This is a genomic window from Amycolatopsis sp. WAC 04169 (assembly GCF_003947535.1).
GTDB lineage: Bacteria > Actinomycetota > Actinomycetes > Mycobacteriales > Pseudonocardiaceae > Amycolatopsis > Amycolatopsis keratiniphila.
Genome location: NZ_QHJI01000009.1, coordinates 41,990 through 66,282, shown reverse-complemented (window position 1 = coordinate 66,282; position 24,293 = coordinate 41,990). Strand labels below are relative to the sequence as shown.

Here is a 24,293-nt window from a genome sequence, read left to right as displayed (position 1 = left end):
GCGAGGTACGGCTTTACGATCTTCACGCGATGAACGACGACACTTTTCTCACCCACGTGGCAGACGGCCTCGCGGCGCTGCCCGCCGTACACGCCGTCACCCTCGGCGGATCGCGCGCCCAGGACACCCACGGCCCCGGCAGCGACTGGGATTTCGCCGTCTACTACCGCGGCGGCTTCGACCCGGCCGACCTGCGCGCCACCGGCTGGGACGGCGAAGTCTCCGAGATCGGCGCCTGGGGCGGCGGCGTGTTCAACGGCGGCGCCTGGCTCACGATCGACGGCAGGCAGGTCGACGTCCACTACCGCGACCTGGACGCCGTCGAACACCAGCTCGCCGAAGCACGGCAAGGCCGGTTCCACTGGGAGCCGCTGATGTTCCACCTCGCGGGCGTCCCGAGCTACCTGCCCGTCGCGGAACTCGCGGTGAACCGCGTGCTGCGCGGCGACCTGCCCCGGCCGGACTACCCGGAAGCGTTGCGGGAGACGGCTCCGGCGATGTGGCGGGGCCGCGCCGAACTGACGCTGCGGTACACCCGCGGCGCCTTCGTCCCGCGCGGGCAGGCCACCGAGGTCGCGGGCGCGCTGGCCACCGCCGCCATGGAGACGGCGCACGCGGTCCTCGCGGCCCGCGGCGAGTGGGTCACCAACGAGAAACGGCTGCTACAGCGCGCGGGCCTGCGCGAGATGGACACGATCCTCGCCGGATTGCGCGCGGATGCCCTCGCGAAGGCGGTGGACGAGGCGGAGGCGCTGTTCCGGACAGTCTGAACGTTGTGGCGCGGGTCACGGAATGACCGGCGATCTTCAGCGCTACAGAGAGATGAGACCAGTTCCGTACCGAGGGAGAGACATGTCCGCCACCGCCACGCCGGAAGAGACCGCCCTGGCCGTCCCCGCGCTCGACGATTTCGACTTCCCGCTCACCGACGGCGCCGCGTGCCGCATCGACGACCCGGACTGCGAAGCCTGCCAGTAGCGCTGTAGCCGTGACGCGTCGCTGAAGCTGCGGTGACGGTCGTGAGTGGCGCGCACTCGCGACTGGAACACGCGTGATCAACGGCGGAACTCGCGAGTGCGGCTTCCAGACACGCGAGTCACGTCCCCGATCACGCGAGTCACGCCATTGCGCACGCCGCGCACCTGCGTTTCCAGTTCGTGAAGGCCTCCTTGAGGGACCCAGTGTCCCTCAAGGAGGCCTTCACGGACTTCGGACCAGCAGATCCGCAAGACACGGTTGGCCCTGAACAGAAACGCCACTCACGGCGGGGCGAAGGCTCCTTTCGTCGCATCACACGCGGTGAAGGGAGCCTTCGCCCCACGCACCTCGGACGCGTCGGCGGGCTACCCCGTCCGGCCGTCGACGGCCGCGTCGATGAGCGCCGCGCACCGCTTGACCGGCAGCCCTCGTTCCCGCGCCATCGCGTCGAGCGCCGCACGCGCGGCCTCCCCACGCAGTCCTTGCGCGGCAAGCACTTTCAGCGCCAGCCCGATGACATCGGCGGTCGGCGGGGAATCGGATCGGACCAGCATCGGAAGACCTCCGGCTCGCTCGATGGACAGCCGCGGGTACCCGCTCCGCACCGGTTTCACACCCCGTTTCACCGGGAGGATTGGCGATCCCGCCGGTCGTCGACGGCGTCCCGCCGGACCTGCTCGGTGTGCATGCCGATCTCCCCGAGCCGTTCGGCGAATCCGGTGTGCTCGCGGGGCAGGCGGGCACGCAGGTCGGCCATCGGGGCGAGGAGACCGGTGACGTCGTCCTGGCCGAGCACGGCGCTCAGCCTGTCCGCGCTTTCCCTGGCCTCGGCGTCCAGCCCGGGCAGCGCGCCGGCCTGACCGGCGAGTTGCCGCAGGATCGCCGAGTTACGCCGGGCCCACTCGGCGACCGCGCGATCGCCCGCCCGCCGGTCACGTTCCGCGTCGACTCGCGCCTCGCCCGTGCTCTCGCCGCTGACCGACGGCCGCAGCCGCAGGAATCGCCGCTCCGCCGCCTGACGGCTCGCAACTCCCAGCGCCGGGGCGAGCGCGGTCCAGCTGGTCCCACCCGCGCGAGCCGCCGCGATCAGTTCGGGCTCCCACGCGGCCAGTTGTTCACGGACCTCCCTCAGCGCCGCCAAAGCCGCCAGCAGCCGCTCCTGTTCCGCGACGCCGGAGCGCGCCTCGGCCACGACTTCACGCACCGCGCGCACGGTCCGGGCGGGGTCTTCGTTCATCGTGTCATCCCATCGACGACTTGGTGGTTGTCATCGTTTCGATGACATGTTAGAACAGTAGTGCGTGTTGACACCAGAGACAACGACTCCAGGAGGTGGAACCCGATGTTGATGCGCACCGACCCGTTCCGCGAGTTCGACCGGCTGACCCAGCAGATGTTCGGCGCCGCGAACCCGGGGACCTGGTCCAAACCGGCCACCATGCCGATGGACGCCTACCGCGACGGCGACGAGTTCGTCGTCTGCTTCGACCTTCCCGGCGTGGCCGCGGACGCCATCGAGCTGGACGTCGAACGCAACGTCCTGACGGTCAAGGCGGAGCGGCGGCCCACCCCCGGCAAGGACGTCCAGATGCAGGTTTCCGAACGCCCGCTCGGTGTCTTCTCCCGGCAGCTGTTCCTCGGCGACGCCCTCGACACCGACCGCATCGCGGCCGGATACGAAGCCGGCGTGCTGACCCTGCGCATCCCCATCGCCGAGAAGGCCAAGCCGCGGCGTATCGAAATCTCCGGCACCACGTCCGACCGCAAGGAGATCCAGGCCTGAGTGTCTCGTCCGGTGCGGGGCCCGGCGGGTCCCGCACCGGACGAGACCGGGGAAGGAAGGGAAATCCTCGTTGCTCACCATGCCTGTCCGCCACCCCCACACCCGGGACGCCGTGTGGGGCTATCTCTCCGAGATCACCGAGGCCCTCGGCGTCGGCCTCGAGTCCTGCACCGTCGATGTCGACAACCCGGTCTCGGCGTATGTCGCGCTCGACGAGCGGCTCGCCACCCATCCGGAGCGCGACGTCGCCCTGCTGTGGGACGAAGTCCGCGGCTGGGCCGTGGCGATCGAGACCCATTCCGGCGAGGACCTCATCGTCCTCCGCTACCTGGGCGGGAAGTCCGCCATGCCACGGCCCGCCGAGGTCGCGCGCTTCGTCAAGGCCGTCCGCGAGGACGACCATCGCGTCGGGCAGCTCACCCCGCCGGATTTCCGCGCCGCGTGAGGGCGGCTCGCGTCGGGTACCTCCGAAGGGCATCGACCCGGAAGGAGTGAGCCTTGATCGGCCTGCTGTACCCGACGCGGGACTGCGGCGAGGACGATTTCCTCGCCTGCGCGCGAAAACTGGATCCGGACCTCACCGTGGACTTCGCGTACGTCCCGTGGGGCGAGAATATCGGCAGGGTCGAAGACCTCGATCCGGCCGGGAAGCACGAAGCCGTCCGCGAACTCGGGTCGCCCGAGAGGCTCTCGGCCGCCGCGCGGTTCGACACGGCGCCGGACGTCGTCAGCTGGGCCTGCTCCAGCTGCAGTTTCACGCGCGGTCTCGCCGGCGCGCGTGAACAGGCGAACGTGCTCGGGGCACGGCTCGGCGTTCCCGCGAGCAGCACTTCCTTGGCGTACCTGACCGCGCTGGCCCACCTACGGACCAACCGCGTGGCACTCGCGTCGGTCTATCACCGCGACACGACCGCGACTTTCGCCGATTTCCTCGCCGAGGCGGGAATCGACACCGTTCACTCGGTCTCCGCCGACGCACCTTCGGACCGCGCTCTCGCCACCTGGGACCGACGCCGGATCACCGAACTGGCGACCGCGGCCGACCACGAAGACGCCGAAGCCGTACTGATCCCCGAAACGGCCCTGCACACGACACCACTGCTCGAAGACCTCGAAACCAGCCTCGGCAAACCCGTGCTGACGGCCACCGCGGTCACCCTTTGGGATGCCCTGCGCACGCTGGGCACCCCGCCCGTCCGGCAGGGACTCGGGAGTCTGTTCAGGCGCTGAGACTGCCCCGCAGATCCTGCAGGATCTTCGCGAGCAGGCGGGAAACGTGCATCTGCGAAATCCCGATGCGTTCGGCGATCTGGGATTGGGTCATCCCGTCGAAGAACCGCATCGTGACGATCGCCCGCTCCCGTTCCGGCAGCCGCCGGAGCAGCGGTACCACGGTGTGCCGGTCCTCGATGTGCTCGAACCGGGAATCCAGTTCCCCCATCACGTCCGACAGGGGAAGCGAGCTCTCGCCGTCGTTCACCGGCCGGTCCAGCGACGAAGTCTGGTAGCTGTTCGCGGCGAGCAGACCGTCACGGACGGTCTCGACGTCCACGTCGAGATGCGCGGCGAGTTCGGACGGGGTCGGCGCGCGGCCGATGGTCTGGGTCAGTTCCGTCGTCGCCCGCGAAAGCCGGGTGCGCAGTTCCTGCATGCCGCGCGGGACGTGCACCGCCCAGCCGGTGTCACGGAAGAACCGCCGCACCTCGCCCATCACCGTCGGCACCGCGTACGCCAGGAACTCCCCGCCCTGTGCGGGATCGAACCGGTCCACGGCCTTCATCAGGCCGATCCGCGCCACCTGGATCAGGTCTTCCCGCGGCTGGCCTCGTCCGCTGAACCGGACGGCGATGTGCTCGGCGATCGGCAGCAGTTCGAGGATCAGGCGTTCCCGCAGGCGCCGGCGGTCCGGGTGACCGTCGGGCAACGCCGCCAGCTCGTCGAACCAGGGGCGGCAATGCGAATAGTCGTCCTTCCGCCGGGTCCGGCGGTCCCGAGGGGCGGGCAGGTCGACGCCTTCCGTAAGGAACGGCGCGCTCATCGAAGTATCCTCCGTCCCTTGTGGACTGACATGGGGCCGTCCGTGTGCTGCCGAGCTGATACCCGGTAACCGGGCCGGGCAAACATCGGCCCGCTCTGCCCTGGACGGGTGATCTTTCGATTCACCGGCGAGCGGAAGGGGTATCCGCAGGTCACGACGAAGGAGGAGCCGTGCCTGAACAGAGCTGGAGCGACAAACGCGAACGTCAGTACGAGCACATCAAGTCGTCACAGAAGAAGCGCGGCGCGAGCACCGGCCGTGCCGAAGAGATCGCGGCGCGCACGGTCAACAAGAATCGTGCGCAATCGGGTGAGTCGAAGACGGCGAGCAAGAGTTCGACCAAGGACACCTCCCCGCAGAAGCGCGGCGGACAGCGGTCCGGCAACCGGAAGGGTCCCGGCGGGCCGACCAAGGACCAGCTTTACAACGAGGCCAAGAAGCGCAACATCAAAGGCCGGTCCAGCATGACCAAGAAGGAACTGCAGAACGCCCTCGGCCGCTGATCGGAGGCAGGATGGACCACTCGCGCGCCCCGGTGCTGGAAGCCATCGAGGCCTACCGCCGCGCGGGCGGGCTGGCCTTCACCCCGCCCGGCCACAAACAGGGCCGCGGCGCGGATCCGCGCGTGCTGGACCTGCTCGGCCACGACGCGTTCGCGTCGGATCTGCTCACCCTCAACGGTTTGGACGACCGCCGGATGTCGCGCGGCGTCCTGAGCCGGGCGCAGGACCTGATGGCCGACGCGGTGGACGCGGAGCACACTTTCTTCTCCACCTGCGGGAGTTCACTCTCGGTCAAGAGCGCCATGCTCGCCGTCGCCGGCCCCGGCGAGCGGCTCCTGGTGTCCCGCAACGCCCACAAATCCGTCGTCGCCGGTCTGGTGATCAGCGGGGTGCACCCGGTCTGGGTGCGACCCCGGTACGACGAGGAGCACCATCTGGCGCATCCTCCCGGCCCGGAGGAGACCAAGGCGGCGCTGGCGGAAGCCCCCGACGTCAAAGGCATGCTGCTGATCACGCCGACCGACTACGGCACCTGCGCCGACATCCGGGGCGTCGCCCGCGCCCTGCACGACGTGGACAAACCGCTGATCGTCGACGAGGCGTGGGGCGCGCACTACCCGTTCCACGACGACCTGCCGACCTGGGCGATGGACGGGGAAGCCGATCTGTGCGTCACGAGTACGCACAAGATGGGCGGCGGGCTGGAGCAGGCCTCGGTGTTCCACCTGCGGGGTGACCGGGTTTCCCCGGATCTGCTCAAAGCCAGGGAAGACCTGCTGGGCACCACGAGCACTTCCGCGCTGCTGTTCGCCTCCCTCGACGGCTGGCGCAGGCAGATGGTCGAGCACGGCGGAGAACTGTTGAGCAGGGCGTTGACACTGGCCGCCAGGGTGCGGGAAGAGATCGAAGGCATCTCCGGTCTGCATGCGCTGGCCGAGGAGTTCCACCCGCTGGCCTTCGAACACGACCCGCTCAAGATCGTGATCGACGTCGCCGGGCTCGGCATCACCGGTTACCAGGCGGCCGACCATCTCGCCGAACGCCATCTGCACACGGGATTGTCCGATCACCGGCGGATCGCGGTGCAGATCACCCACGCCGACGACGAGGACACCGTTTCCGCGCTGCTGCACGGCTTACGGGGGCTGACGGACCACGACTTCGAGCGGCGCCCGCCGGTCGACCTGCCGTCCGGGGCGGATCTGGAGCTGGAAATGCGGATGCTGCCGCGCGACGCGTTCTTCGCCGAAGCGGAGCACGTGCCGCTGGAGAAGGCGGGCGGACGGGTCAGCGCGGAGATGATCAGCCCTTACCCACCAGGCGTTCCGGCGATCGCTCCCGGTGAGGTGTTCACCGACGAGATCATCGATTATCTCCACACCGGCGTCCGGACGGGCATGTTCATCTACGACGCCGCGGATCCGGAGCTCGGCACGGTCCGCGTCGTGACCTAGGCGCCGGCCACCTTCAGTGTGGGCAACAGCCCGGTCAGCTCGATGGCCCGGCGCACGACCTTGGACGGCGCGAAACTGAGATCGATCCCGGCCTCCTGGCAGTGCCGATTCAGCTGCACCATCACGGAAAGACCCGACGAGTCGCAGAAACCGACACCGGTCATGTCGATCACCGCGATGCCGGGGCCGTCCGCCAGCAACTCGAACAGCTCGGCGTGGAGCCGAGGACTGGTCGAAATATCGATATCACCCGTCACCGAGACGGTGATCGCTTCTTCGGAGCGAGCCGCCTCGGCCACGACGAGAGGAGAGGCCTGCGCGGCTTCGGAGTCGATCGGCATTCATCGAAGGTAGAAGCGGGCGGCCCGGTCCGCAACCGTCGCGATCAGGAAGACTTGGCCACCTCACGGGCGATCTCGTCCTTGTCCATCTTGGAGGCGCCCGTCACGCCCGCGTTGCGCGCCTGGGTCAGCAGCTCTCGTTTGGTGGCCTCGCCGGGACGGTCGCCGAGATGCGAAGTCCTGCTGCTCACGAAAGCCTCGCCCAGCTCGCGCCGCCGCGCTTCGTTCAGCTCGCGCCGCATCTTCGGCAGGACGGTGGATTCCTCCTCCTTCACGTGATGCGTGACGGCCTCGACGAGGTCGGAGAGCACCTTCTCGAACTGCTTCGACTCAGGCTCGGTTTCGTTCAGCTTCGCGAGCAGCTGCTCGGCTTCGGCGTGCTCCTTCTGACCGTGCGCGACGTCTTCGGCCTCGTCCGCCTCGCCCTTGGCCGCCGGATACACCTCGGCCTCCTCGGCGCGGCTGTGCGCGGTGAGCAGCGACGAGAGCACCGGGACGAGCAGCGGCCGTTTCTCGGGATGCTGCTCGAGTTCGCGGAAGAGCCGCTCCACCTCACGATGGTCCTGCATGATCAAGTCCACGACATCGCCCGCCACGGCCGCCTCCTCGGGTCCGGGATCACCTCGACGACCCCGGATACCCGCTGCGCGCGGATTCAACCGGGCTATCCTCGCCTCATGGCCTGCCGTATCACCGAACTCATCCTCGACTGCGCCGATCCGGTCCGGATGGCGGCGTTCTGGTGCGAAGTACTCGGATACGTCGAGATCGGCAAAGACGGCGAAGACATCGAGATCGGCCCGCCCGGTGTCGGCTTCGGCGGCCCGCAGCCGACGTTGATCCTGAGCCGCAGCGACGATCCGAAGCCGGGCAAGCTCCCCCTGCACATCGACGTGAACCCCACCGACCGTGACCAGGACGCCGAGCTGGAGCGGTTGCTCGCCGCCGGGGCACGGCCCGCCGACGTCGGCCAGACGGGGGAAGAGTCGTGGCACGTGCTCGCCGACCCCGAAGGAAACGTGTTCTGCCTCCTCCGCAAGCGGGTGGACCCGTAAGGACTGTCCACTTAGGACGGTCAACTGATTGGCCGTCGGCGCCGCCGGGTATCCGGCGAAGAACATCGAACCCGACTGGGATGGTCAGCTGATGGCGGACGAAGGACTGTGGCAACGCGACAAGGCCGAATTCGGCTCCGGCGAGTACACCTCGGCGGGGCCGCTGGCAGGCCAGTTCGTCGAACTCACGCGCCTGCTCCTGGCCGCTTCGACGCCGGCCCAGGTCCTCGAACAGGTCGTCGACGCCGCGTATCGGGTGGTCCCGGGCGCGGATCTGGTTTCGGTCACCCTCCGTGCCCCGGACGGGACCTTCCACACCCCGGTTTCGACCGGCGAGGTGGCGCTGGAGCTCGACCAGGTGCAGTATCGCGCCGGAACGGGGCCCTGCGTCGATGCGGCCGACAGCGGAAGCCCCGGCTACATCCGCAGTGAGGATCTCACCGCCGAGAAGCGGTGGCCGGATTTCACCGCGGCGGCCGTGCGGCACGGGTACACCGCGATCCTGTCCACCGTGCTGATGCCCGACGCGAGCCCGCCCAGGGTGCCCGGCGCGCTGAACATCTACAGCCGCCGCTCCGGCGCCCTCGACTCGCAGGCCCAGGACATCGCACTCCTCCTGGCCACCCACGGCTCGCTCGCGCTGGCGGGCACCACGGCCGTGGGGCGGGCGGAACTGGAGGCGAACCATCTCCGGCGGGCCGTCGAGTCGCGCGACGTCATCGGGCAGGCGAAAGGGATCCTCATGCAACGCCGCGGCCTGACCGCCGACGAGGCCTTCGACCTGCTGCGCCGGACTTCTCAGGACCTCAACGTCAAACTCGCCGAAGTCGCGCGTACCTTGGCGAGCCGGCATTCGGAGCTCGACACCCCTTGATGCGCGTGGGCTGAAGGCTCCCTTCGCCGCGTCTGATGCGGCGAAGGGAGCCTTCAGCCCACGATGACGGGGACCTGAGTGGGGATTCGGGTCAGCGCCAACCGTCCCCCTGTACCTCCCCGGCCCGAAGTCCGTGAAGGCCTCCTTGAGGGACTCTGGGTCCCTCAAGGAGGCCTTCACGGACTGGACACACAGGCGGCGTGCGCAAAGGCTTCACTCACGTGACCGCCTTCGATCACGTGAGTGCGGCGCCGTCAGTCCAGGTCGAACCGGTCCAGTTCCATGACCTTGGTCCAAGCCCGGGCGAAGTCCGCGGCGAACCGCTCCCGTCCGGCCTGCCCCGCGTACACCTCGGTGAGCGCCCGCAGCTGCGAGTTGGAGCCGAACACGAGGTCGACCGGGGTCGCCGTCCACTTCACCGCGTCCGTGGCGGCGTCGCGGATCTCGTACACGTTCTCCTCGGACTCCGACACCTTCCACCGGGTGCCCGGCGAAAGGAGGTTGGTGAAGAAGTCGTTGGTGAGCACGCCCGGCCGGTCGGTGAGGACGCCGTGCCGGGTGCCGGGGGCGGTGATCCCGAGCGACCGCAGGCCGCCGACGAGGACGGTCATCTCCGGCGCGGTCAGGTCGAGCATGTAGGCGCGCTCGACGAGCAGGACCTCCGGCTGCAGTTTCTCCTCGGGACGCAGGTGGTTGCGGAACCCGTCGGCACGCGGTTCGAGCAGCGCGAACGACTCGACGTCGGTGTCCTCCTGGGTCGCGTCGGTGCGGCCGGGGTGGAACGCGACGGTCACCTCGGCGCCGGCGTCGCGCGCGGCCTTCTCCACGGCGGCCGTGCCCGCCAGCACGATCAGGTCGGCCAGCGAGATCTTGGCGCCACCGGCGTCGTTGAACTCGCGCTGAATGCCCTCCAAGGTCTCCAGCACGCTCGCGAGCTGCTCGGGCTGGTTGACCTCCCAGTCACGCTGGGGCGCCAGCCGGATCCGGGCACCGTTGGCGCCACCGCGCTTGTCGGTGGAGCGGAAGCTCGCGGCGGACGCCCACGCCGTGCCGACCAGCTGCTCGACCGTGAGCCCGGATTCGAGCACCTTCGTCTTCAGCGCGGCGATGTCGGCGTCCCCGACGAGCTCGTGGTCGACGTCCGGCACCGGGTCCTGCCACAGCTGCGGTTCGGGCACCCACGGCCCCAGGAAGCGGCTGACCGGGCCCATGTCGCGGTGCAGCAGCTTGTACCAGGCCTTGGCGAACGCGAGCGCGAAGTCGTCCGGGTTCTCCAGGAAGCGACGCGAGATCTTCTCGTACTCAGGGTCGACGCGCAGCGCCAAGTCCGTGGTGAGCATGGTCGGCTTGTGCTTCTTGGCCGGGTCGTGGGCGTCCGGGATGATCGCCTCGGCGTCCTTGGCGACGTACTGCTTGGCGCCGCCGGGGCTCGTGGTGAGCTCCCATTCGTAACCGAAGAGGATCTCGAAGAACCGGTTGCTCCACTGCGTGGGCTTGTCGGTCCACGTCACCTCGAGACCGCTGGTGATCGTGTCGGCGCCCTTGCCGCTGCCGTGGGTGCTCAGCCAGCCGAGGCCCTGCGTCTCGAGCGGGGCGGCTTCGGGCTCCGGGCCGACGTGGTCGTCGGCGATACCGGCGCCGTGCGTCTTGCCGAAGGTGTGGCCCCCGGCGATGAGCGCGACGGTTTCCTCGTCGTTCATCGCCATCCGGGCGAAGGTCTCCCGGATGAAGTGCGCCGCGGCGGCGGGGTCCGCGTTGCCGCGGGGTCCCTCGGGATTGACGTAGATGAGACCCATCTCGGTCGCGCCGACGTCGGGGACCATCTCGGTGTCGGTGGCGTAGCGCTCGTCACCCAGCCAGGTGTCTTCCGGACCCCAGAAGATCTCCTCGGGTTCCCAGGTGTCCACGCGGCCGAAACCGAAGCCGAACGTCTTGAACCCCATCGACTCCAGCGCGACGTTCCCGGCGAGCACGAGCAGGTCGGCCCACGAGATCCGCTGCCCGTACTTCTCCTTGACCGGCCACAGCAGCCGCCGCGCCTTGTCGAGGTTCGCGTTGTCGGGCCAGCTGTTGAGCGGGGCGAACCGCTGCGCGCCGTCACCGGCCCCGCCGCGGCCGTCGTGGATGCGGTAGGTGCCCGCGGCGTGCCAGCTCATCCGGATCATCAGGCCGCCGTAGTGGCCGAAGTCGGCGGGCCACCAGTCCTGCGAGGTGGTGAGTACCTCGACGATGTCCCGTTTGAGGGCCTCGACGTCGAGTTTCGCGAACTCCTCGGCGTAGCTGAAGTCCGTGCCGAGCGGGTTCGACTTCGACGAGTGGGCGTGCAGCACCGAGAGGTCGAGCTGGTTGGGCCACCAGTCCTTGTTGGTGCGCGGACGGCCGCCCGACTTCGGCGTCGGCGAGTCGATCGCCGGGTTCTCGCTCTCGCTTCCGTGCGCGGTCACGGAGTCGTGGGCCACCGGGCAGCCCTTCTCCGGGGTGTCAGTCATTTCTTTCCTTCCGAGCAGGCGAATTCATCACTGGACAGGTTCGGCCGCGCAGCCGGGGCACAGGCCCCAGTAGACGACCTCCGCCTCGTCGATCACGAACCCGTGATCGCCCGAAGCGGTGAGACAGGGGGCATGGCCGACGGCGCAGTCGACGTCCGCGATCGCACCGCAGGAACGGCACACGACGTGGTGATGGTTGTCCCCCACCCGGGTCTCGTAACGGGCGAGCGCGCCGGCGGGCTGGATGCGCCGGATCAGACCGGTTTCGGTGAGCGCCCGCAGCACGTCGTACACCGCCTGGTGGGAGACCGTGGGAAGGTCGGCCCGCACCAGGTTCAGCACCGTTTCGGTGTCGACGTGCGGATGATCGCGCAGCGCCGCGAGCACGGCCAGCCGTGGCCGAGTCACGCGCAGCGAAACCGCTCGCAGCTGTGCCTCGAAGTCGGACATCACCAAGGACCATAAGAGCGTCTTTGGAACGGGTCAAATCAAGAACCCCTCGGAGTGACGCCCGGTTTCGAGCGCGTTGACACCGGGTAGCCGTGGATCGAGCCATGACTTGCGTGAGGTGAGTTCATGACAACGACAGGCCGTATGGGTATCGCCGAAGTCGAGTGCCTCGAAAACGCCGTCGACGGCCTGCGTGCCCTGGATTACCGTCAGGGCGGCGCCTTTTCCCGCGACGCGGTGCACGTCGTGAAGTCGGTCAGCCTGCTGCTCAATTGGGGCGCGGTCCCCGGCGAGCTCCGCGCACGGCTGCTGACCGTGCTCGCGGATCTGCACAATCTGCTCGGCTGGACCGAATTCGACATCGGCCGCCCGGTTCCGGCGCGGCTCCGGTTCGATCGCGCGCTCGGTCTCGCCGCCGCGGCCGGGAACGACAGTCTCATGGCCAACATCTGTTACCGCCTCGGCAGGCTGGCGCTGCACCACGACGACATCGAGGGCGGGTTGGACCATCTCCGCCAGGGCCAGGCCGCCGCCCACCGCTCCGATTCCCCTCGGGCACAGGCGATCCTGACGGTCAACGAGGCGTGGGCACTGGCCAAGGCCGGCGACGAGCGCGCCGCTCTCACGAGCCTGGCCCAGGCCGAGTGTCAGTTCGAGCACGCGGACACCTGGCCGTCGCCGCGCCCCTGGGAAGCCTTCTTCGGCACCACGGACATGGCCGCGATGCGCGGGACCGTCCTGACCGAATTGGCCAGGACGGCCACCTCCCGCCACTGCGAAGAGGCGATCGCGCGGCTGCACGACGCCGTCGGCGGCTACGGCGCCGAAATGTCCCGCAGCCTCGCGCTCACCTTGATCATGCTCGCGCAGAACCACGCGCTCCAGGGCGATTTCGACGAAGCCGTTCGCACCGGCACCGAAGCGCTGGACCTCGCACGCGGCCTCGGTTCCACTCGCACCAAGGACCGGCTCGCACCGCTGGCGGCGCTCCTGCGCGGACACACCGATCCCGCCTCGCGCGACCTGCTCGCCCGGATCGACGGCTATCGCGCCGAACCGAGCCCTTGACCGGCGAAACGCCGTCCGAGCAGGACCGCGGTCGCCGCGAATCCGAGACACAGACCGGCCCAAACTCCCCAGCCGCCCCAGGCGAACACGTACGCGCACAAGAACATCGCCGGCACACCCACCGCCCAGTAGCCCACGAGCGTGCAGCGGAGTCCGGAAACGGTGTCGCCGAGCCCGCGCAGCAAGCCGACGAGGATGTTCTGCGTTCCCTTGCTGTACTGCTGCGCGATGGCGAACACGAGCAAGGTCGACGCCGTGCCGAGCACCACCGCGTCGGCCTCGTCGTGCAGGAACGGCCACAGCAGCACCTGCGGTATCAGCAGATACGCCAGGCTCACCACCGCCATCAGGGACCAGGAAAGGGTGAACGCCTGGCGGGCGATCACCGGCGCCCGCCATCGTTCGTCCCTGGCGACCGCCCGGCTGACCAAAATGGACGATCCCTGCGACAGCCCGATGTTGGCCTGGTAGACGATGTACGCGAGCTGGTTCGCGACGTTCGACGCGGCGAGCATCGCCGGGCCGAAGGCACCCATCAGCATCGTCGCGATCGAGGTGATCGCCGCTTCCGAGCCGTAGGTGAAGCAGATCGGCGTCCCGTGCCGGACGATGCGCCGGACCACCGCCGGATCCGCGCGCCACAGCGCGAGCGACACCATGGGGCGCAACAGCGGATCCCGCCGGAGCGCCGAGGCGAATACGGCGAGCGTGAAGAACTGGACCAGGGTCGTCGCCAGGCCGATACCGGCGACGCCCAGTTCGGGCAGGCCCGCCCAGCCGTAGATGAAGGCGGCGTTGAGGGCGGCGTTGACCGCGATCGAAACCAGCGTCACGGCGAGGAGCGAACCCGGCCGCCGCAGCCCGACGGCGAACTGTCGCACCACGTTGAGCCATACCATCGGGAACAGCCCGCCCGCCAGCGCGAACATCATCGGACCGGCGAGCGACACGATCTCCGGTTTCTGGCCGAGCAAGGGCAACGCGACAGCCAGTCCACAAAGGACGACCGCGCCGATCGCCGCGGTCAGGGTCGCGACGAGCAGCGCCGACCGCAGGAGCGACCGGATCTCGTCCCGCGCGCGCTCGTCGAGTTCGCCGGTGCCGGTGCGGAGTTCCCCGGCCCCGGCCGCCGTCGCCACGAGGTTCCCGACGCCGGTGACCATGCCGACGCACATGGTGCGGACCTGGTTGTAGAGCAGGATCGCCAGCCCGCCCGCCGCCACCGCGGTCACCCCGAGCAGGCCGAGCATGGCCAGGTCGACGCTGGTGAGCGCGACCTGTGCCAGCTGGATCCCCGCGATCGGCGCGGCCAGCCCGGCGAGTGCCCGGTAGCCGCGGGTCGTCACCGCCGTGCTCATCCGCCCACCGCCACCGGCGTCCGGCGCACCGCCCGGTCGCGCGTGGCCACCCGCACGGACTCGGCGTAGGTGGCGAACCAGCGGTCCATCCGGCGGTGCGCCAGTTCGTCGAGCACTCCCCTGGCACGCAGCCACTCGTCGTCGTACACCGAATCGAGGTACTTCTCCCCCGCGTCGTTGCACAGCACCACGACGACGCTTCCGGCCGGGTACGCGTAGAGCCGCCGGAGCGCGACGTGGATCGCGCCGCCGGTGGTCCCGCCGACCAGCACGCCGGTGCGCCGGGCGACGACGCGCGCCCCGGCGAACGCGTCGCTGTCGGAAACGCGATGGGCTTCGCCGATCACCGACCGGTCGACGTTGTCCCCGATCGGGAAACCGGCCGGGCTGCCCGCCCCGGTCTGGTGGTAGATCCCCGGCGCGCCACCGAAGATGATCGAGCCGACGGGTTCGACCGCCACCGCGTGGGTGGCCGCTCCCGCCGCGCGCAGGGCGCGGGCCGTGCCGCACAGGGAGCCGCCGGTGCCGATCGCCGCGACGAGCACGTCGACGTCGCCGAGCTGCCCGACGAGTTCTCGCGCCAGCCCGGCGTACCCGTTGCCGTTGCCGGGATGGTTGTGCTGATCGGGGTGGTAGGCCCCGGTTTCCGCGGCGATCCGGGCCGCGACCCGCCGCCGCTGGACCGAACTGACCCCGCCGTCCGGCGGGCAGTCGACGAACACCAGTTCCGCGCCGAGCGCGCGCAGCATCCGGAGCTTCTCGCGGGCGGCGTGGTGATCGACCACGGCGGTGAACCGGTAGCCGCGTTCCAGCGCGACCAGCGCGAGCCCGTTCCCGGTGTTGCCGGAGGTGGGTTCGACGATGTGCCCGCCCGGCCGCAGCCGTCCGTCGAGCTCCGCCTCGTCGATCATCTGCCTGGCCATGCGCACCTTGCACGAGCCGGTGGGGTTGAGGTGGTCGAGTTTGAGCAGCAGGCGCGTCCCGGTGCCGGTGCGCGCGAGCTCCAGCAGCGGCGTGTTCCCGATGAGGTCGGACGCGCGCCGGACGATCGTCATCGGATCTCCTGGATCGGGTGGTCGGTGTCGAGGTGCCAGCGATCGCCGTCGACCACCACTTTCGGCGGCAACGGAAGCTGGTGGAAGCCGCTTTCGTTCTTGTCCATCTGGTAGCCGGCCGTGTTGGGGTACACGAGCAGGTCGCCGGTCCTGGGCCGCGCCGGCAGCTCCACCGCGCGCCAGGTCAGCACGTCGTACTCCATGCAGCTCGACCCCGCGACGATGGTCCGCACCGGCGTGCCGCCCGGTCCGTCCCGGCGCACGAGCAGCGGGTCGGGCAGGAACTCGCTGCCCTTCCACTGTTCGGACAGGCTCATGGACAGGCCCGCGACCGTGGTGATCAGGTGGTCTTCGGCCGGTTTACAGCCGAGCACCGGGAACACCGAGAACCCGGCGCCGTCGACGAGGGCCCGGCCCGGTTCGAGCAGCAGCTCGATCCCGGCCACGCGCAGGCGTTCCGCCAGTGTCTTCCCGGCGACCTCGTGCCGGAGGATCGCGGTCACCATCGCGGCCCCGGTCGGCGCCTGGTGGTACGGGTACGTCCTGGCCGGATTGCGGCCGGCGTGGAACCAGCCGTCGTGCCTGCCGGACTCGAACCGCACCCAGTCAGCAGCGTCCACATAGGACACCGCGATCCCGCCGCCCACACTGATCTTCGACGCCGGATGCCCGAGCGCGCGGGCGTCGTGGCACAGGTCGATGAGATACGCGGCGAGTTCCGCCCTCGGCACGGGGTCGTAGCCGTCGAGGTGGAACGAGAAGCCCCGCAGGACCACCGGGCCGCCGCACTGCCGGACGGCCGCTGTCAAAGCATCGGGCGCGAAACCGAACCGGCTCTCCGGCGCGGACGGCGGCCGCACCCGCAGCAGCACTTCGGCCGTCTCCCCGATTTCGGTGGCAAGCCGGGCAACGCGCTCCAGTTCGTCGGCCGCGTCCACCGCGATGAGACAGCGATGCCGCAGGGCGAGCCAGAGGAGGCCGTCGGGTTTGGCGGCGCCGGTGACCCCGATCGACTCGCCGCGCAGGCCGTTCCCGAGGGCGTGCACCAGTTCGGGCACGCTCGCGACGTCGACCCCCGTGCCAGGACGCGTGCACTCCCGCAGCCAGGCCGCCGCCTTGTTCGCCTTCTTCCCGTAGTAGACGGTGCCTTCGACACGTTCGGCGGCGAGCGCGTCGACCATTCCCCCGAGGTTCTCAGAAAAAGTGGCCGGATGGACGACATGGAACGGGCCGCCGCCGACACCGCGGGCGATGTCCCACAACGTCTCCGAGTCACGCAGCCGGTGCGCCCAGGGACGTTCGAGCGCGGGCAGGGGCGGGGACAGGGTGTCGATCAGGTCCACAGGGCCACCTCGCGGCCGCGGCCCGCGGCGATGGCGCGGGCGGCCAGCGCGTGCGCGACCGGGATGTCGGTGATGATCATGCCGCTGCTGAAGGCGAACACCCGGTCTTCGTCGCCGCGACGGCCGGGAGCCTTGCCCGCGAGGATTTCCGGGAGTTCGGCGTCGATGCGGAAGACACCGTCCGGCCCCGCCATCCGCCGGCCGGTCACCTCGACCTGCGCGCCGCTAGTGGCCACGGTGTAGTCGGCTTCGGCGAGCGTGCCCTCCTGGACTCCCTTGCTGGCGACCGAGATCAGCAGCCCGCCCGGCGGCAGCCAGCCGAGGCGGATCTTCGGGTGGGCCGCCCGGCCGGACGCGGCGACCACGATGTCGGACTCGCGCGCCGCGGCCTCCACGTCGTCGACGAGTTCGACCTCGCGGTCCGGGAACCGCTCCTTCACCGCCGCGACACTGTCGCGGAGACCGTCGGGATGCGTGCCGAACAGCCGCAGCCGCTCCAGTTCCGGCAACGCGGTGAGCAGGTACGGCAGCGTCCGGATCCCCTGCGCGCCGGTGCCGACCATCAGCGCGGATCGCGCTCCCGGGCGGGCACACGACCGCGCGATCAACGCGGTGCTCGCCGGCGTACGGGTGGCGCCGACGCGGTGGCAGTCCATGAGCGCGAACGGCAGGCCCGTGGTGTCGTCGTACAGGGTGATGGTCGTGTAGTACTTCTCGGCCGACGTGCTGCCCTGGCGGTAGCTCGTCTTGAACGCGGCTTGTTCGAGGGACCCGTCGTAGCCGAGCATCGAGTACGCAACGGCGTCCCGCGCGGGATCCGGCATCGGCACCATCAGCTTCGCCGGGTTCCGCGAGGCTCCGGCAGCGTAGGCCAGGTAGCCGTCTTCGACCATCGTGATCGCCTCGCCGGGGGTGAGTTCGAGGCTGTGCAGATCCGAGCGCGTGAGTATGTGCAGCGAGGGACCGGAGCTCATGAACGATCGACCTTTCTCGTGGGAAGGTGGCGCGCCGCAGCTTAATGAAAATGATTGTCTTTATCGATGAGTGTGGTCCTTGTCACGTAAGCTGACGGCCGTGAGCAGACCTTGGAGCGTCGCGGAAAGCCGCGCGCGAGCGGCGGAAATGCGGCATCTCAACGCGATCGGCCCGCTGGCGCCGCACGATCACGCGGCCGGGCCGGCGGGCCCGCTGAGCGGGATCCCGTTGGTGGTCAAGGACAACATCCACGTCGCGGGAATGCCGAACACCGCGGGGACACCGGCGCTGGCGCACCACGTTCCGCGCGAGCACGCGAGTGTGGTGCGGCGGCTGACCGAGGCGGGCGCCGTCGTCGTCGGCAAGGCGACCATGCACGAACTCGCCCTCGGCATCACCTGCGACACGACCCCGCTCGGCCCGGTGCGCAACGCCCACGACCCGTCCCGGTTCGCCGGAGGCAGCAGCGGCGGGACCGCGGTCGCCGTCGCGGCGGGCATCGTGCCGGCCGGTCTGGGCACCGACACCGGTGGCTCGGCCCGCGTTCCCGCCGCGCTCAACGGGGTTTGCGGTTTCCGGCCCACCACCGGCCGCTACCCGTCCGACGGTATGACGCCGCTGAGCAGCACACGGGACACGGCAGGCCCGATCGCCCGCACGGTCGCCGATCTCGCGCTCCTCGACGCCGTTCTCGCGGCGGAAGAGCCGGCGCCCCTGACCGAGAGCACGTCGATCCGGCTGGGTGTGCCGCACGGTTTCCTGACCGGCGACCTGTCCGAAGACGTCGAAGAACTCTGGGAGGCCGCACTCGCCCGCCTGGGCGCGGCAGGCGTCGCCCTGGTGCCACTCGACGACGCACCTCTCGCGGAACTCGTCGTCGATCAGGGTATGCCGCTGGTGATCCACGAAGCAGGCGTCGGGCTCCGGTCCTACCTCGCCGAGCACGTACCCGAGGTCTCGTTCGAGCGGCTCGTTCGTGAGATCGCCGCGCCCGACGTCCGGGCGATCTTCACCGAGGCGGTCGTGCCGGGCGTCGAGCACGCCGTGTACGAGGCGGCCCTCGCCACCCGATCCGCTTTGCGCCGCGCCTACGCGAAGATCTTCGACGAGAGCGGCATCGACGCACTGGCCTTCCCCACCACCCCGGCGACGGCACGGGACTTCTCGGCCGTCGGGAGTTTCGCGCACCGCGGGCGCGAGGTGCCGACCTTCGCCACCTTCATCCGCAACTGCCAGCCCGGCAGCATCGCGGGATTCCCGGGCCTGACCGTCCCGATGGGGCGCGCACGCGACGGGCTTCCCGCCGGGCTGGCGCTCGACGGACTGGTCGGCGAAGACCGGAAACTGCTGGCTGTGGGCGCTTTCGTCGAACGGGTTCTGTAGAGGTCCGTGAAGGCTCCTCGCCCACCCTGAAGGTCAGGGCCCCGGCAAAGTCACATAAGCGCAGGTCGAGCGCTTGATCGCCCTGGTCGACGGGAGCCGAACGGGCTCCAACCGTCCACTGTGGTCACTTCTCGGCGACCGAATGTCCCATTTCATGGCGAAATGGGTGATCATGCCGAGGGTCGCCACCTGCGGCTCTTCAACACCGCCGGCCCCAGCAGTCACAGCGGCCGCGCGTGAAGGCCCCCTTCCCTCGGCTCAGCCGAGGAAACTCGACCTTCACACCTTGCCAAGTACGTGAAGGCCCCGCCCTAAGCCCGGATGCTGGCCTGAAGCGCGTCGATGAGCGCGGCCGCCGCCGGCGGATCGGGCGGGTCTCCGTAGGTGACGGCGTAGATCTGGCGAGGGTCTTCGGCCAGTTCGGTGGCGTGGACACCGGGCATCCGGTGCGCGCGCAGCGCCAGCCGCGGCAGCGTGGTGACGCCCATCCGGGCCGCGACCAACGCCTGCATTACCACGATGTCATCGCTGACCAGCGAGATCCGCGGGGCGAACCCGGCCCGCCCGCAGATCGTGACGAGTTCGTCCTGGCAGCGGGTGCAACCGCCGATCCAGGTCGAGTCACGATGGTCGGCGATGGTCTGCCCCGGTTCGCTGCTGAGCAGATAGATCGGGTCCTCCAGAAGATGCACCAGCCGGAGCCCCCGCTCCTCACGGGGCGTGTCCGCGTACCGGAAGATCAGGGCGACGTCGATCCGTCCCTCCCGCAGCATGCGCAGCGCCTCACCCGGATGTTCGTCCACCAGTCCCAATTCGAGCCCGGGATGCGCGCGGGCCAGCGCGGCGGCCGCGTCGGGGACGATGGTGCTCAGGATCGACTGGAACCCCGCCATCCGGACCCGCCCGGCGCGCAAGCCCACCTGCGCCGCCAGCTCGGCCTCGGCGCCTTCGACCCGGCCGACGATCTCGGCCGCGCGGGCGGCGAGCAGTTCCCCTTCCGGCGTGAGCCGGATGCCGCGGCCGATCCGCTGGACCAGCTTCGCGCCCGTGGCCGCCTCCAACCTCGCGAGATGGTGGCTCACCGCCGGCTGCGTGTAGTGCAGTTCCTTCGCCGCCGCGGTCATCGAACCGTGCCGGGCGACAGCCGCCAGCACGGTGAGCTGCACCAGATTCAGCATGGATAAAGAATACCTATGAAAAAGAAAGAACGTCGTCATTGGACGACGATCGGGCAGCGGGCCACGATGAAAAGTGACGAGAAGGAGGAACGAAAATGACCGTGACCACCCTCAGACCCGGCCTCCCGGAGCTGATAAAACGTCTGAGCCAATGCACCGAAAGGCCATCCGAACCCCTGGTCACCGCACAAGCCGTGGCGACCGTTCTCACCGAACTCCGGCCGACTCCGCGGCTGCTCACCACGGCGGAACGCGCCGGTTCCCCCGAGGGGTACACCCGCACCACACTGCACGCCGAGTCCGCCTTTTCGATCGTCGCGCTGGTCTGGCGGCCCGGCCAGCTCACCGAGATCCACGATCACCTGGTGTGGTGTACATTCCTTGTCCTGCAAGGAACCGAGACCGAGAACATCTTCGACATCGACGGCGACAGGCTGGTCCGGACGGCCCAGCGGCGCCGCCCGGCGGGCTCGGTGAGCGGCGTCGCCCCGCCCGACGACATCCACCAGGTGCACAACGCGGGCGACACCGTCGCCATCACCTTGCACGTATACGGCGCCGACCTCAGCAAGGGAACGAGCGTACGCCGTAATTACCGAATGCGCGCCACCGCTCGGTGAAAGGCGCAATCGATGGGCCCATTTCGCCTATCGGCATACCCATCGGCGGCCGGTCAGGCGTTTTGCCGCCGCATACCGATGGTCCCGGGAGCGGTCTCGACGAAGCCGTGCCGTTTGTAGAGCCGCCATCCGGGCGGATCGCCGAGCAAATTGACGTACGCGCCGGGAGCCTCGGCGTCGATCGCGGCGAGAAGGGCTTCGAGGACGGCGTCCCCGATGCCTCGACGCTGATGGGCGGGCAGAACGGCCATGTCGACGATGTGGAAGTACCACCCGCCGTCGCTGATCACCCGGCCCATCCCGACGATCTCGCCGGTGGCCCGGTGGACGACCCGGACCGACGCCCAGGCGCCACCGACCCCGCGCTCCGCCTGCTCCCTGGGCGGTTCGCTGAGCCCGGCCTCGCGACGCAGCCGTAGGTAGTCGTCGACCGACGGGGAGCCTGCCTCCAGGCGGTAAGAGTCGTCCATGACGGGCTTGCCCTTTCTCTCACACCAACGGCCTACAGCGTCGCACCCGGTGCGTGCGCGTCCGGAGGCCGGGCCCCCGACGGAGCCCGGCCTCCACAATGGACCCGCGACGAATACCGAACCCGGGAAATCGACTTCACGAAGGCGATATAGGCCCGTATGTCACACGATCGGACAACTTGGCCCGGCTTTCCACGTCTGGTGTACGGCGCGTTCGGAATCTGTATCCCCGTTCCGCCGTCCGGCCCAAATCCGGCGCCCCGCGTGGCCGCTTTTCGCCGCTGTCACCCGAATGCTGGTCCTCACTCGCGCGGATAAGCGGGAAGATCACTGCCGGACCGCGACGAAAGAGGATTCGGCCAAAAATGAGTACCGACGTCGCCGCGACGGTCGGTTCGACGGATCGCCCGAGCGAGCGAACCTGTTCTCGGCGAATGCGAGCGCCGCCCGGCCCGGGGCCGACCGCACGGCCCGGGCCACACCGGGCGCCCGTCGATACCCCAAGGGGAACCATGAACCGCGTCACCACACTCGTAGTAGACGATCAACCCCTCATCAGATACGCGCTCAGCAGGCTGTTGCGGGATTCGGCGGGGGTGGGGGCGGTGGCCGAAGCCGCGAGCGAGCCGGAAGCGTTGTGGCAGTGCGAAAAACGCCATCCCGACATGGTCATCACCGAGCTGTCGATCTGGGGTGAGCCCGCCGGGACCGCGATCTGCCGGTTCGTGAAGGAACAGTTCGAACATGCGACCGTCCTGGTCTTCGCCGGTGATTCGTCGCCATCGGCCATCGCCATGGCGCTGAACGCGGGCGCGGACAGCTTCGTGCACAAGTCGGCCAGCGGCGGCCAGGTGATGTCGGCGGTGCGCTCGACGCTCGCCGGCCAGCGGGTGTGCGTGCAGGCGGGCGGAACGCCGCCGCCGGTCACCGAAGCCGTGCACTACGCGAGCGCGATGACCAGACGGGAGGAGGAGATCCTCGCGCTGATCCTCTACCGGTGGTCGAACGACGAGATCGCCGAAGAACTGCACCTCGCGACGCAGACCGTGAAGAACTACGTCAGCCGGATCCTGCAGAAGCTGGGCTTCGGCAGCAGGCGGGACCTGTTCCGCGCCCTGCGGTTCCGGCCGGGCGGCAACCCGTTGCCACGGCTGGAGACGACTTCGTGCGAAGGCGAGTTGCACACCGCGGCTAGCCCGCCCGGGTGAGGGATGTACCGGAAGTACCGAGACCGGATGAGGTTCGGTACCCGCCGTATCCTGTGGCACCGAGATCGTTTTCCTAGCGTTGCCTGCATGACGAAGCCAGGTTCCCTGTTCCTGCTCCTCGCGCTCGCCGGAACCCCCGCCCCGGACACCGTGCGGGCTTCGTCGGTCAAGATCCACGAGGTGCTCGGCGGCCCGGCGGGGTACATCGACCTGCACAACACCGGCGCCGCCACCCTCGACATCGGTGGCTGGTCCGTTCAGGCGTGCACGGGCGGAGCCGCGCCTGTCGAACTGGCCACCATGCCCGCCGGGAGCGAGATCCCCGCCGGTGGCCATTTCCTCATCACCGCGCAGGGTTTCGGCGGGCCGGTCCAGCAGCTGGTCGTCGAGACGATCGCCGGGGACGGCGAGCTGCTGCTGGACCGGCGCGGGGCCAAGGTCGACAGTGTCGGATGGGCGCCGTCGTCGCCCTGCCGCGAGAACCAGGCCGCCGTCTCCTGTCCCGGGCTCGCCCAGGCGAGGGACGCCGCCAGCCGCGACACCGACGACAACAAGGCCGACTTCGGCTGCGTGCGGCCACCCCACTGAGAGCGCTCCGCCAGTACGAGAAAGGTGCGGTCGTGACCGCGTACAGCGAACGCGGGGACGGGACCCCGCTGGGCGAACTGCTCACCGAACAGCGAATCGCGAAAGGATGGTCGCAAGGTGACCTGGTCGCGAGGTTGCACACCCTCTCCGGCAACGACAGCGTGACCAGGGAGGAGATTTCCCGCTGGGAGCGGGGAAAACGCATTCCCGGTCCCTATTGGCGGCAATGGCTCGGTGATGTGCTGGACACGTCCAGCCAGGAACTCGAGCTCGCCGCCGCGGTCGCGAGAAGGCGCCGCCGGACATTTATCGCGTGACGCGAAAGTACCGGAAAATTGGCCCCTTCCCGGCGGCACCGCGGTTCTCGCATGATTGTCCTGTCGGCACCGGCGGAAAGAATTCCGGACCGACGGACGAATCCCCGAAAACCAAGCTGAAAGGAATTTCCCGTGCGACGAATTCTGGGCGCTTCGGCGGTATTCGCGATGCTGGCGATGGGTATGGCCGGTGGTGTCGCGAACGCGGCAGGCGAGAGCGAAGGCACCGAGGCCGCGCCGCTCGTCTCGTCCACCGTGGTCATCAACGAGGTTTCGACCCGCGGCGTGAACGGTCTGCTCGACGAATTCATCGAGCTGCGCAACGTCTCGAACCAGCCTCAGGACGTGAGCGGCTACGTGATCCGGATCTACTCGCCGTCGAACGTCGTGACCGACACGATCGTCCTGCCGGCGGGCACGATCCTGCAGCCGAAGGGCAACGCGGGCCAGTACGCGGTCCTGGTCGGGCAGAACTTCTCCGGCACCATCGTCGACCAGACCTACGTCATCCCCTTCACGCTGACCGGCGCCGAGGGCATCCCGACCGCCGGTGGCCTCTCGCTGCAGAACATGGCGAGCGCGAAGATCGACGGTGTGGCCTTCAGCAACGCGGTCGTGACCCCGCGTGAAGGCCAGGCAGCCATCCCGGAGAACGCCGTCACCGATCAGCTCAACGCGGCGAACACCCGCAACATCCTGAGCACCGACACCGACAACAACCGGCAGGACTTCTCGCTGCAGCTTCGCACCCCGGGTCTGTAAGTC

At 69.3% G+C, this 24,293-nt stretch carries 29 protein-coding genes; 16 read left to right on the top strand and 13 right to left on the bottom strand.

The window, feature by feature from the left end:
* The first annotated feature begins 29 nt into the window (after positions 1–29).
* Together DMC61_RS25515 and DMC61_RS41965 are read left to right on the top strand one after the other, a co-directional pair.
* Positions 30–770, top strand: coding sequence for a nucleotidyltransferase domain-containing protein (locus tag DMC61_RS25515; RefSeq protein WP_125691871.1), 741 nt, complete (start codon positions 30–32; stop codon positions 768–770).
* An 82-nt stretch (positions 771–852) separates the two neighbouring features.
* Positions 853–978 carry a hypothetical protein gene (locus tag DMC61_RS41965; RefSeq protein ID WP_007031507.1) on the top strand — a complete coding sequence of 42 codons (126 nt, stop codon included), beginning with the start codon at positions 853–855 and terminating at the stop codon, positions 976–978.
* Positions 979–1,343: 365 nt separating this feature from the next.
* Here DMC61_RS41965 and DMC61_RS25510 read toward each other — a convergent pair whose 3' ends face one another.
* The gene (locus DMC61_RS25510) at positions 1,344–1,532 is read right to left on the bottom strand and encodes a hypothetical protein (RefSeq protein WP_125691870.1); all 189 of its coding nucleotides are present in this window, start codon (positions 1,530–1,532) and stop codon (positions 1,344–1,346) included.
* Positions 1,533–1,600: 68 nt separating this feature from the next.
* Positions 1,601–2,215, bottom strand: a complete 615-nt coding sequence (locus DMC61_RS25505) for an HSP18 transcriptional regulator (RefSeq protein WP_125691868.1) — start codon at positions 2,213–2,215, stop codon at positions 1,601–1,603.
* Positions 2,216–2,320: 105 nt separating this feature from the next.
* On the opposite strand from DMC61_RS25505, the gene DMC61_RS25500 reads away from it, so the two are divergent.
* The 3 genes from DMC61_RS25500 (at position 2,321) to DMC61_RS25490 (ending at position 3,991) form a co-directional block, all read left to right on the top strand.
* The gene (locus DMC61_RS25500) at positions 2,321–2,761 is read left to right on the top strand and encodes an Hsp20/alpha crystallin family protein (RefSeq protein ID WP_125691866.1); all 441 of its coding nucleotides are present in this window, start codon (positions 2,321–2,323) and stop codon (positions 2,759–2,761) included.
* Positions 2,762–2,840: 79 nt separating this feature from the next.
* A complete protein-coding gene (locus DMC61_RS25495) occupies positions 2,841–3,206 on the top strand; it encodes a DUF6292 family protein (RefSeq protein WP_043848317.1) in 366 nt (121 codons plus the stop codon).
* A 53-nt stretch (positions 3,207–3,259) separates the two neighbouring features.
* Positions 3,260–3,991, top strand: coding sequence for a decarboxylase (locus DMC61_RS25490; protein ID WP_125691864.1), 732 nt, complete (start codon positions 3,260–3,262; stop codon positions 3,989–3,991).
* Here the strand turns inward: DMC61_RS25490 and DMC61_RS25485 are convergent.
* Entirely contained in the window at positions 3,981–4,799 is an 819-nt protein-coding gene (locus DMC61_RS25485; protein ID WP_125691862.1) for a SigB/SigF/SigG family RNA polymerase sigma factor, read from the bottom strand. The genes DMC61_RS25490 and DMC61_RS25485 overlap by 11 nt on opposite strands.
* Before the next feature lie 170 nt (positions 4,800–4,969).
* Between DMC61_RS25485 and DMC61_RS25480 the strand changes: the two genes are divergently transcribed.
* Together DMC61_RS25480 and DMC61_RS25475 are read left to right on the top strand one after the other, a co-directional pair.
* Entirely contained in the window at positions 4,970–5,302 is a 333-nt protein-coding gene (locus DMC61_RS25480) for a hypothetical protein (protein WP_037342007.1), read from the top strand.
* Between the two features lie 11 nt (positions 5,303–5,313).
* Positions 5,314–6,756 (top strand): aminotransferase class I/II-fold pyridoxal phosphate-dependent enzyme, encoded by a 1,443-nt coding sequence (locus DMC61_RS25475; RefSeq protein WP_125691860.1) that lies wholly within the window; start codon positions 5,314–5,316, stop codon positions 6,754–6,756.
* On the opposite strand, the gene DMC61_RS25470 is transcribed toward DMC61_RS25475, so the two are convergent.
* Together DMC61_RS25470 and DMC61_RS25465 are read right to left on the bottom strand one after the other, a co-directional pair.
* A complete protein-coding gene (locus tag DMC61_RS25470) occupies positions 6,753–7,097 on the bottom strand; it encodes an STAS domain-containing protein (RefSeq protein WP_125691858.1) in 345 nt (114 codons plus the stop codon). The two genes, DMC61_RS25475 and DMC61_RS25470, sit on opposite strands and share 4 nt — an antisense overlap.
* Before the next feature lie 44 nt (positions 7,098–7,141).
* Entirely contained in the window at positions 7,142–7,693 is a 552-nt protein-coding gene (locus DMC61_RS25465) for a hemerythrin domain-containing protein (protein ID WP_016336490.1), read from the bottom strand.
* 81 nt (positions 7,694–7,774) lie between these two features.
* On the opposite strand from DMC61_RS25465, the gene DMC61_RS25460 reads away from it, so the two are divergent.
* Both DMC61_RS25460 and DMC61_RS25455 read left to right on the top strand, forming a co-directional pair.
* Complete coding sequence (locus DMC61_RS25460; RefSeq protein ID WP_043849108.1) at positions 7,775–8,152, top strand: VOC family protein; 378 nt, start codon at positions 7,775–7,777, stop codon at positions 8,150–8,152.
* 91 nt (positions 8,153–8,243) lie between these two features.
* The gene (locus tag DMC61_RS25455) at positions 8,244–9,026 is read left to right on the top strand and encodes a GAF and ANTAR domain-containing protein (RefSeq protein WP_125692421.1); all 783 of its coding nucleotides are present in this window, start codon (positions 8,244–8,246) and stop codon (positions 9,024–9,026) included.
* Positions 9,027–9,280: 254 nt separating this feature from the next.
* Here DMC61_RS25455 and katG read toward each other — a convergent pair whose 3' ends face one another.
* Both katG and DMC61_RS25445 read right to left on the bottom strand, forming a co-directional pair.
* Positions 9,281–11,515 carry a catalase/peroxidase HPI gene (gene katG, locus DMC61_RS25450; RefSeq protein WP_125691856.1) on the bottom strand — a complete coding sequence of 745 codons (2,235 nt, stop codon included), beginning with the start codon at positions 11,513–11,515 and terminating at the stop codon, positions 9,281–9,283.
* 27 nt (positions 11,516–11,542) lie between these two features.
* Positions 11,543–11,965: a Fur family transcriptional regulator gene (locus tag DMC61_RS25445; protein ID WP_043848318.1), complete on the bottom strand. Its 423-nt coding sequence runs from the start codon at positions 11,963–11,965 to the stop codon at positions 11,543–11,545.
* A gap of 126 nt (positions 11,966–12,091) precedes the next feature.
* Here DMC61_RS25445 and DMC61_RS25440 point away from each other — a divergent pair, with 126 nt between their 5' ends.
* A complete protein-coding gene (locus DMC61_RS25440; protein ID WP_233594947.1) occupies positions 12,092–13,033 on the top strand; it encodes a tetratricopeptide repeat protein in 942 nt (313 codons plus the stop codon).
* On the opposite strand, the gene DMC61_RS25435 is transcribed toward DMC61_RS25440, so the two are convergent.
* The 4 genes from DMC61_RS25435 to DMC61_RS25420 are packed head-to-tail and all read right to left on the bottom strand — an operon-like array spanning position 13,009 to position 17,763.
* Positions 13,009–14,391 (bottom strand): MATE family efflux transporter, encoded by a 1,383-nt coding sequence (locus tag DMC61_RS25435; RefSeq protein WP_125691854.1) that lies wholly within the window; start codon positions 14,389–14,391, stop codon positions 13,009–13,011. The two genes, DMC61_RS25440 and DMC61_RS25435, sit on opposite strands and share 25 nt — an antisense overlap.
* Positions 14,388–15,446 carry a PLP-dependent cysteine synthase family protein gene (locus tag DMC61_RS25430; protein ID WP_125691852.1) on the bottom strand — a complete coding sequence of 353 codons (1,059 nt, stop codon included), beginning with the start codon at positions 15,444–15,446 and terminating at the stop codon, positions 14,388–14,390. The genes DMC61_RS25435 and DMC61_RS25430 overlap by 4 nt, the downstream gene beginning before the upstream one ends.
* Positions 15,443–16,789 carry a Y4yA family PLP-dependent enzyme gene (locus tag DMC61_RS25425; protein ID WP_125691850.1) on the bottom strand — a complete coding sequence of 449 codons (1,347 nt, stop codon included), beginning with the start codon at positions 16,787–16,789 and terminating at the stop codon, positions 15,443–15,445. The genes DMC61_RS25430 and DMC61_RS25425 overlap by 4 nt, the downstream gene beginning before the upstream one ends.
* Positions 16,780–17,763, bottom strand: a complete 984-nt coding sequence (locus DMC61_RS25420) for an ornithine cyclodeaminase (protein WP_125691848.1) — start codon at positions 17,761–17,763, stop codon at positions 16,780–16,782. Before DMC61_RS25420 ends, DMC61_RS25425 begins: the two co-directional genes overlap by 10 nt.
* Positions 17,764–17,863: 100 nt before the next feature.
* Between DMC61_RS25420 and DMC61_RS25415 the strand changes: the two genes are divergently transcribed.
* On the top strand, positions 17,864–19,147 hold the full coding sequence (locus tag DMC61_RS25415; protein WP_233594946.1) for an amidase family protein: 1,284 nt from the start codon (positions 17,864–17,866) through the stop codon (positions 19,145–19,147).
* A 311-nt stretch (positions 19,148–19,458) separates the two neighbouring features.
* Here DMC61_RS25415 and DMC61_RS25410 read toward each other — a convergent pair whose 3' ends face one another.
* Positions 19,459–20,325, bottom strand: a complete 867-nt coding sequence (locus DMC61_RS25410) for a LysR family transcriptional regulator (RefSeq protein ID WP_016336501.1) — start codon at positions 20,323–20,325, stop codon at positions 19,459–19,461.
* Between the two features lie 95 nt (positions 20,326–20,420).
* Here DMC61_RS25410 and DMC61_RS25405 point away from each other — a divergent pair, with 95 nt between their 5' ends.
* The gene (locus DMC61_RS25405; RefSeq protein WP_016336502.1) at positions 20,421–20,945 is read left to right on the top strand and encodes a cysteine dioxygenase family protein; all 525 of its coding nucleotides are present in this window, start codon (positions 20,421–20,423) and stop codon (positions 20,943–20,945) included.
* Positions 20,946–20,998: 53 nt separating this feature from the next.
* Here DMC61_RS25405 and DMC61_RS25400 read toward each other — a convergent pair whose 3' ends face one another.
* A complete protein-coding gene (locus tag DMC61_RS25400) occupies positions 20,999–21,415 on the bottom strand; it encodes a GNAT family N-acetyltransferase (protein ID WP_125691846.1) in 417 nt (138 codons plus the stop codon).
* Between the two features lie 512 nt (positions 21,416–21,927).
* Between DMC61_RS25400 and DMC61_RS25395 the strand changes: the two genes are divergently transcribed.
* The 4 genes from DMC61_RS25395 (at position 21,928) to DMC61_RS25380 (ending at position 24,290) form a co-directional block, all read left to right on the top strand.
* The gene (locus tag DMC61_RS25395; RefSeq protein ID WP_125691845.1) at positions 21,928–22,623 is read left to right on the top strand and encodes a response regulator transcription factor; all 696 of its coding nucleotides are present in this window, start codon (positions 21,928–21,930) and stop codon (positions 22,621–22,623) included.
* Positions 22,624–22,710: 87 nt separating this feature from the next.
* Positions 22,711–23,211 carry a lamin tail domain-containing protein gene (locus DMC61_RS25390; protein ID WP_125691842.1) on the top strand — a complete coding sequence of 167 codons (501 nt, stop codon included), beginning with the start codon at positions 22,711–22,713 and terminating at the stop codon, positions 23,209–23,211.
* A 32-nt stretch (positions 23,212–23,243) separates the two neighbouring features.
* Entirely contained in the window at positions 23,244–23,528 is a 285-nt protein-coding gene (locus tag DMC61_RS25385; protein ID WP_125691840.1) for a helix-turn-helix transcriptional regulator, read from the top strand.
* A 132-nt stretch (positions 23,529–23,660) separates the two neighbouring features.
* Positions 23,661–24,290, top strand: a complete 630-nt coding sequence (locus DMC61_RS25380; protein ID WP_043848321.1) for a lamin tail domain-containing protein — start codon at positions 23,661–23,663, stop codon at positions 24,288–24,290.
* Positions 24,291–24,293 lie beyond the last annotated feature (3 nt).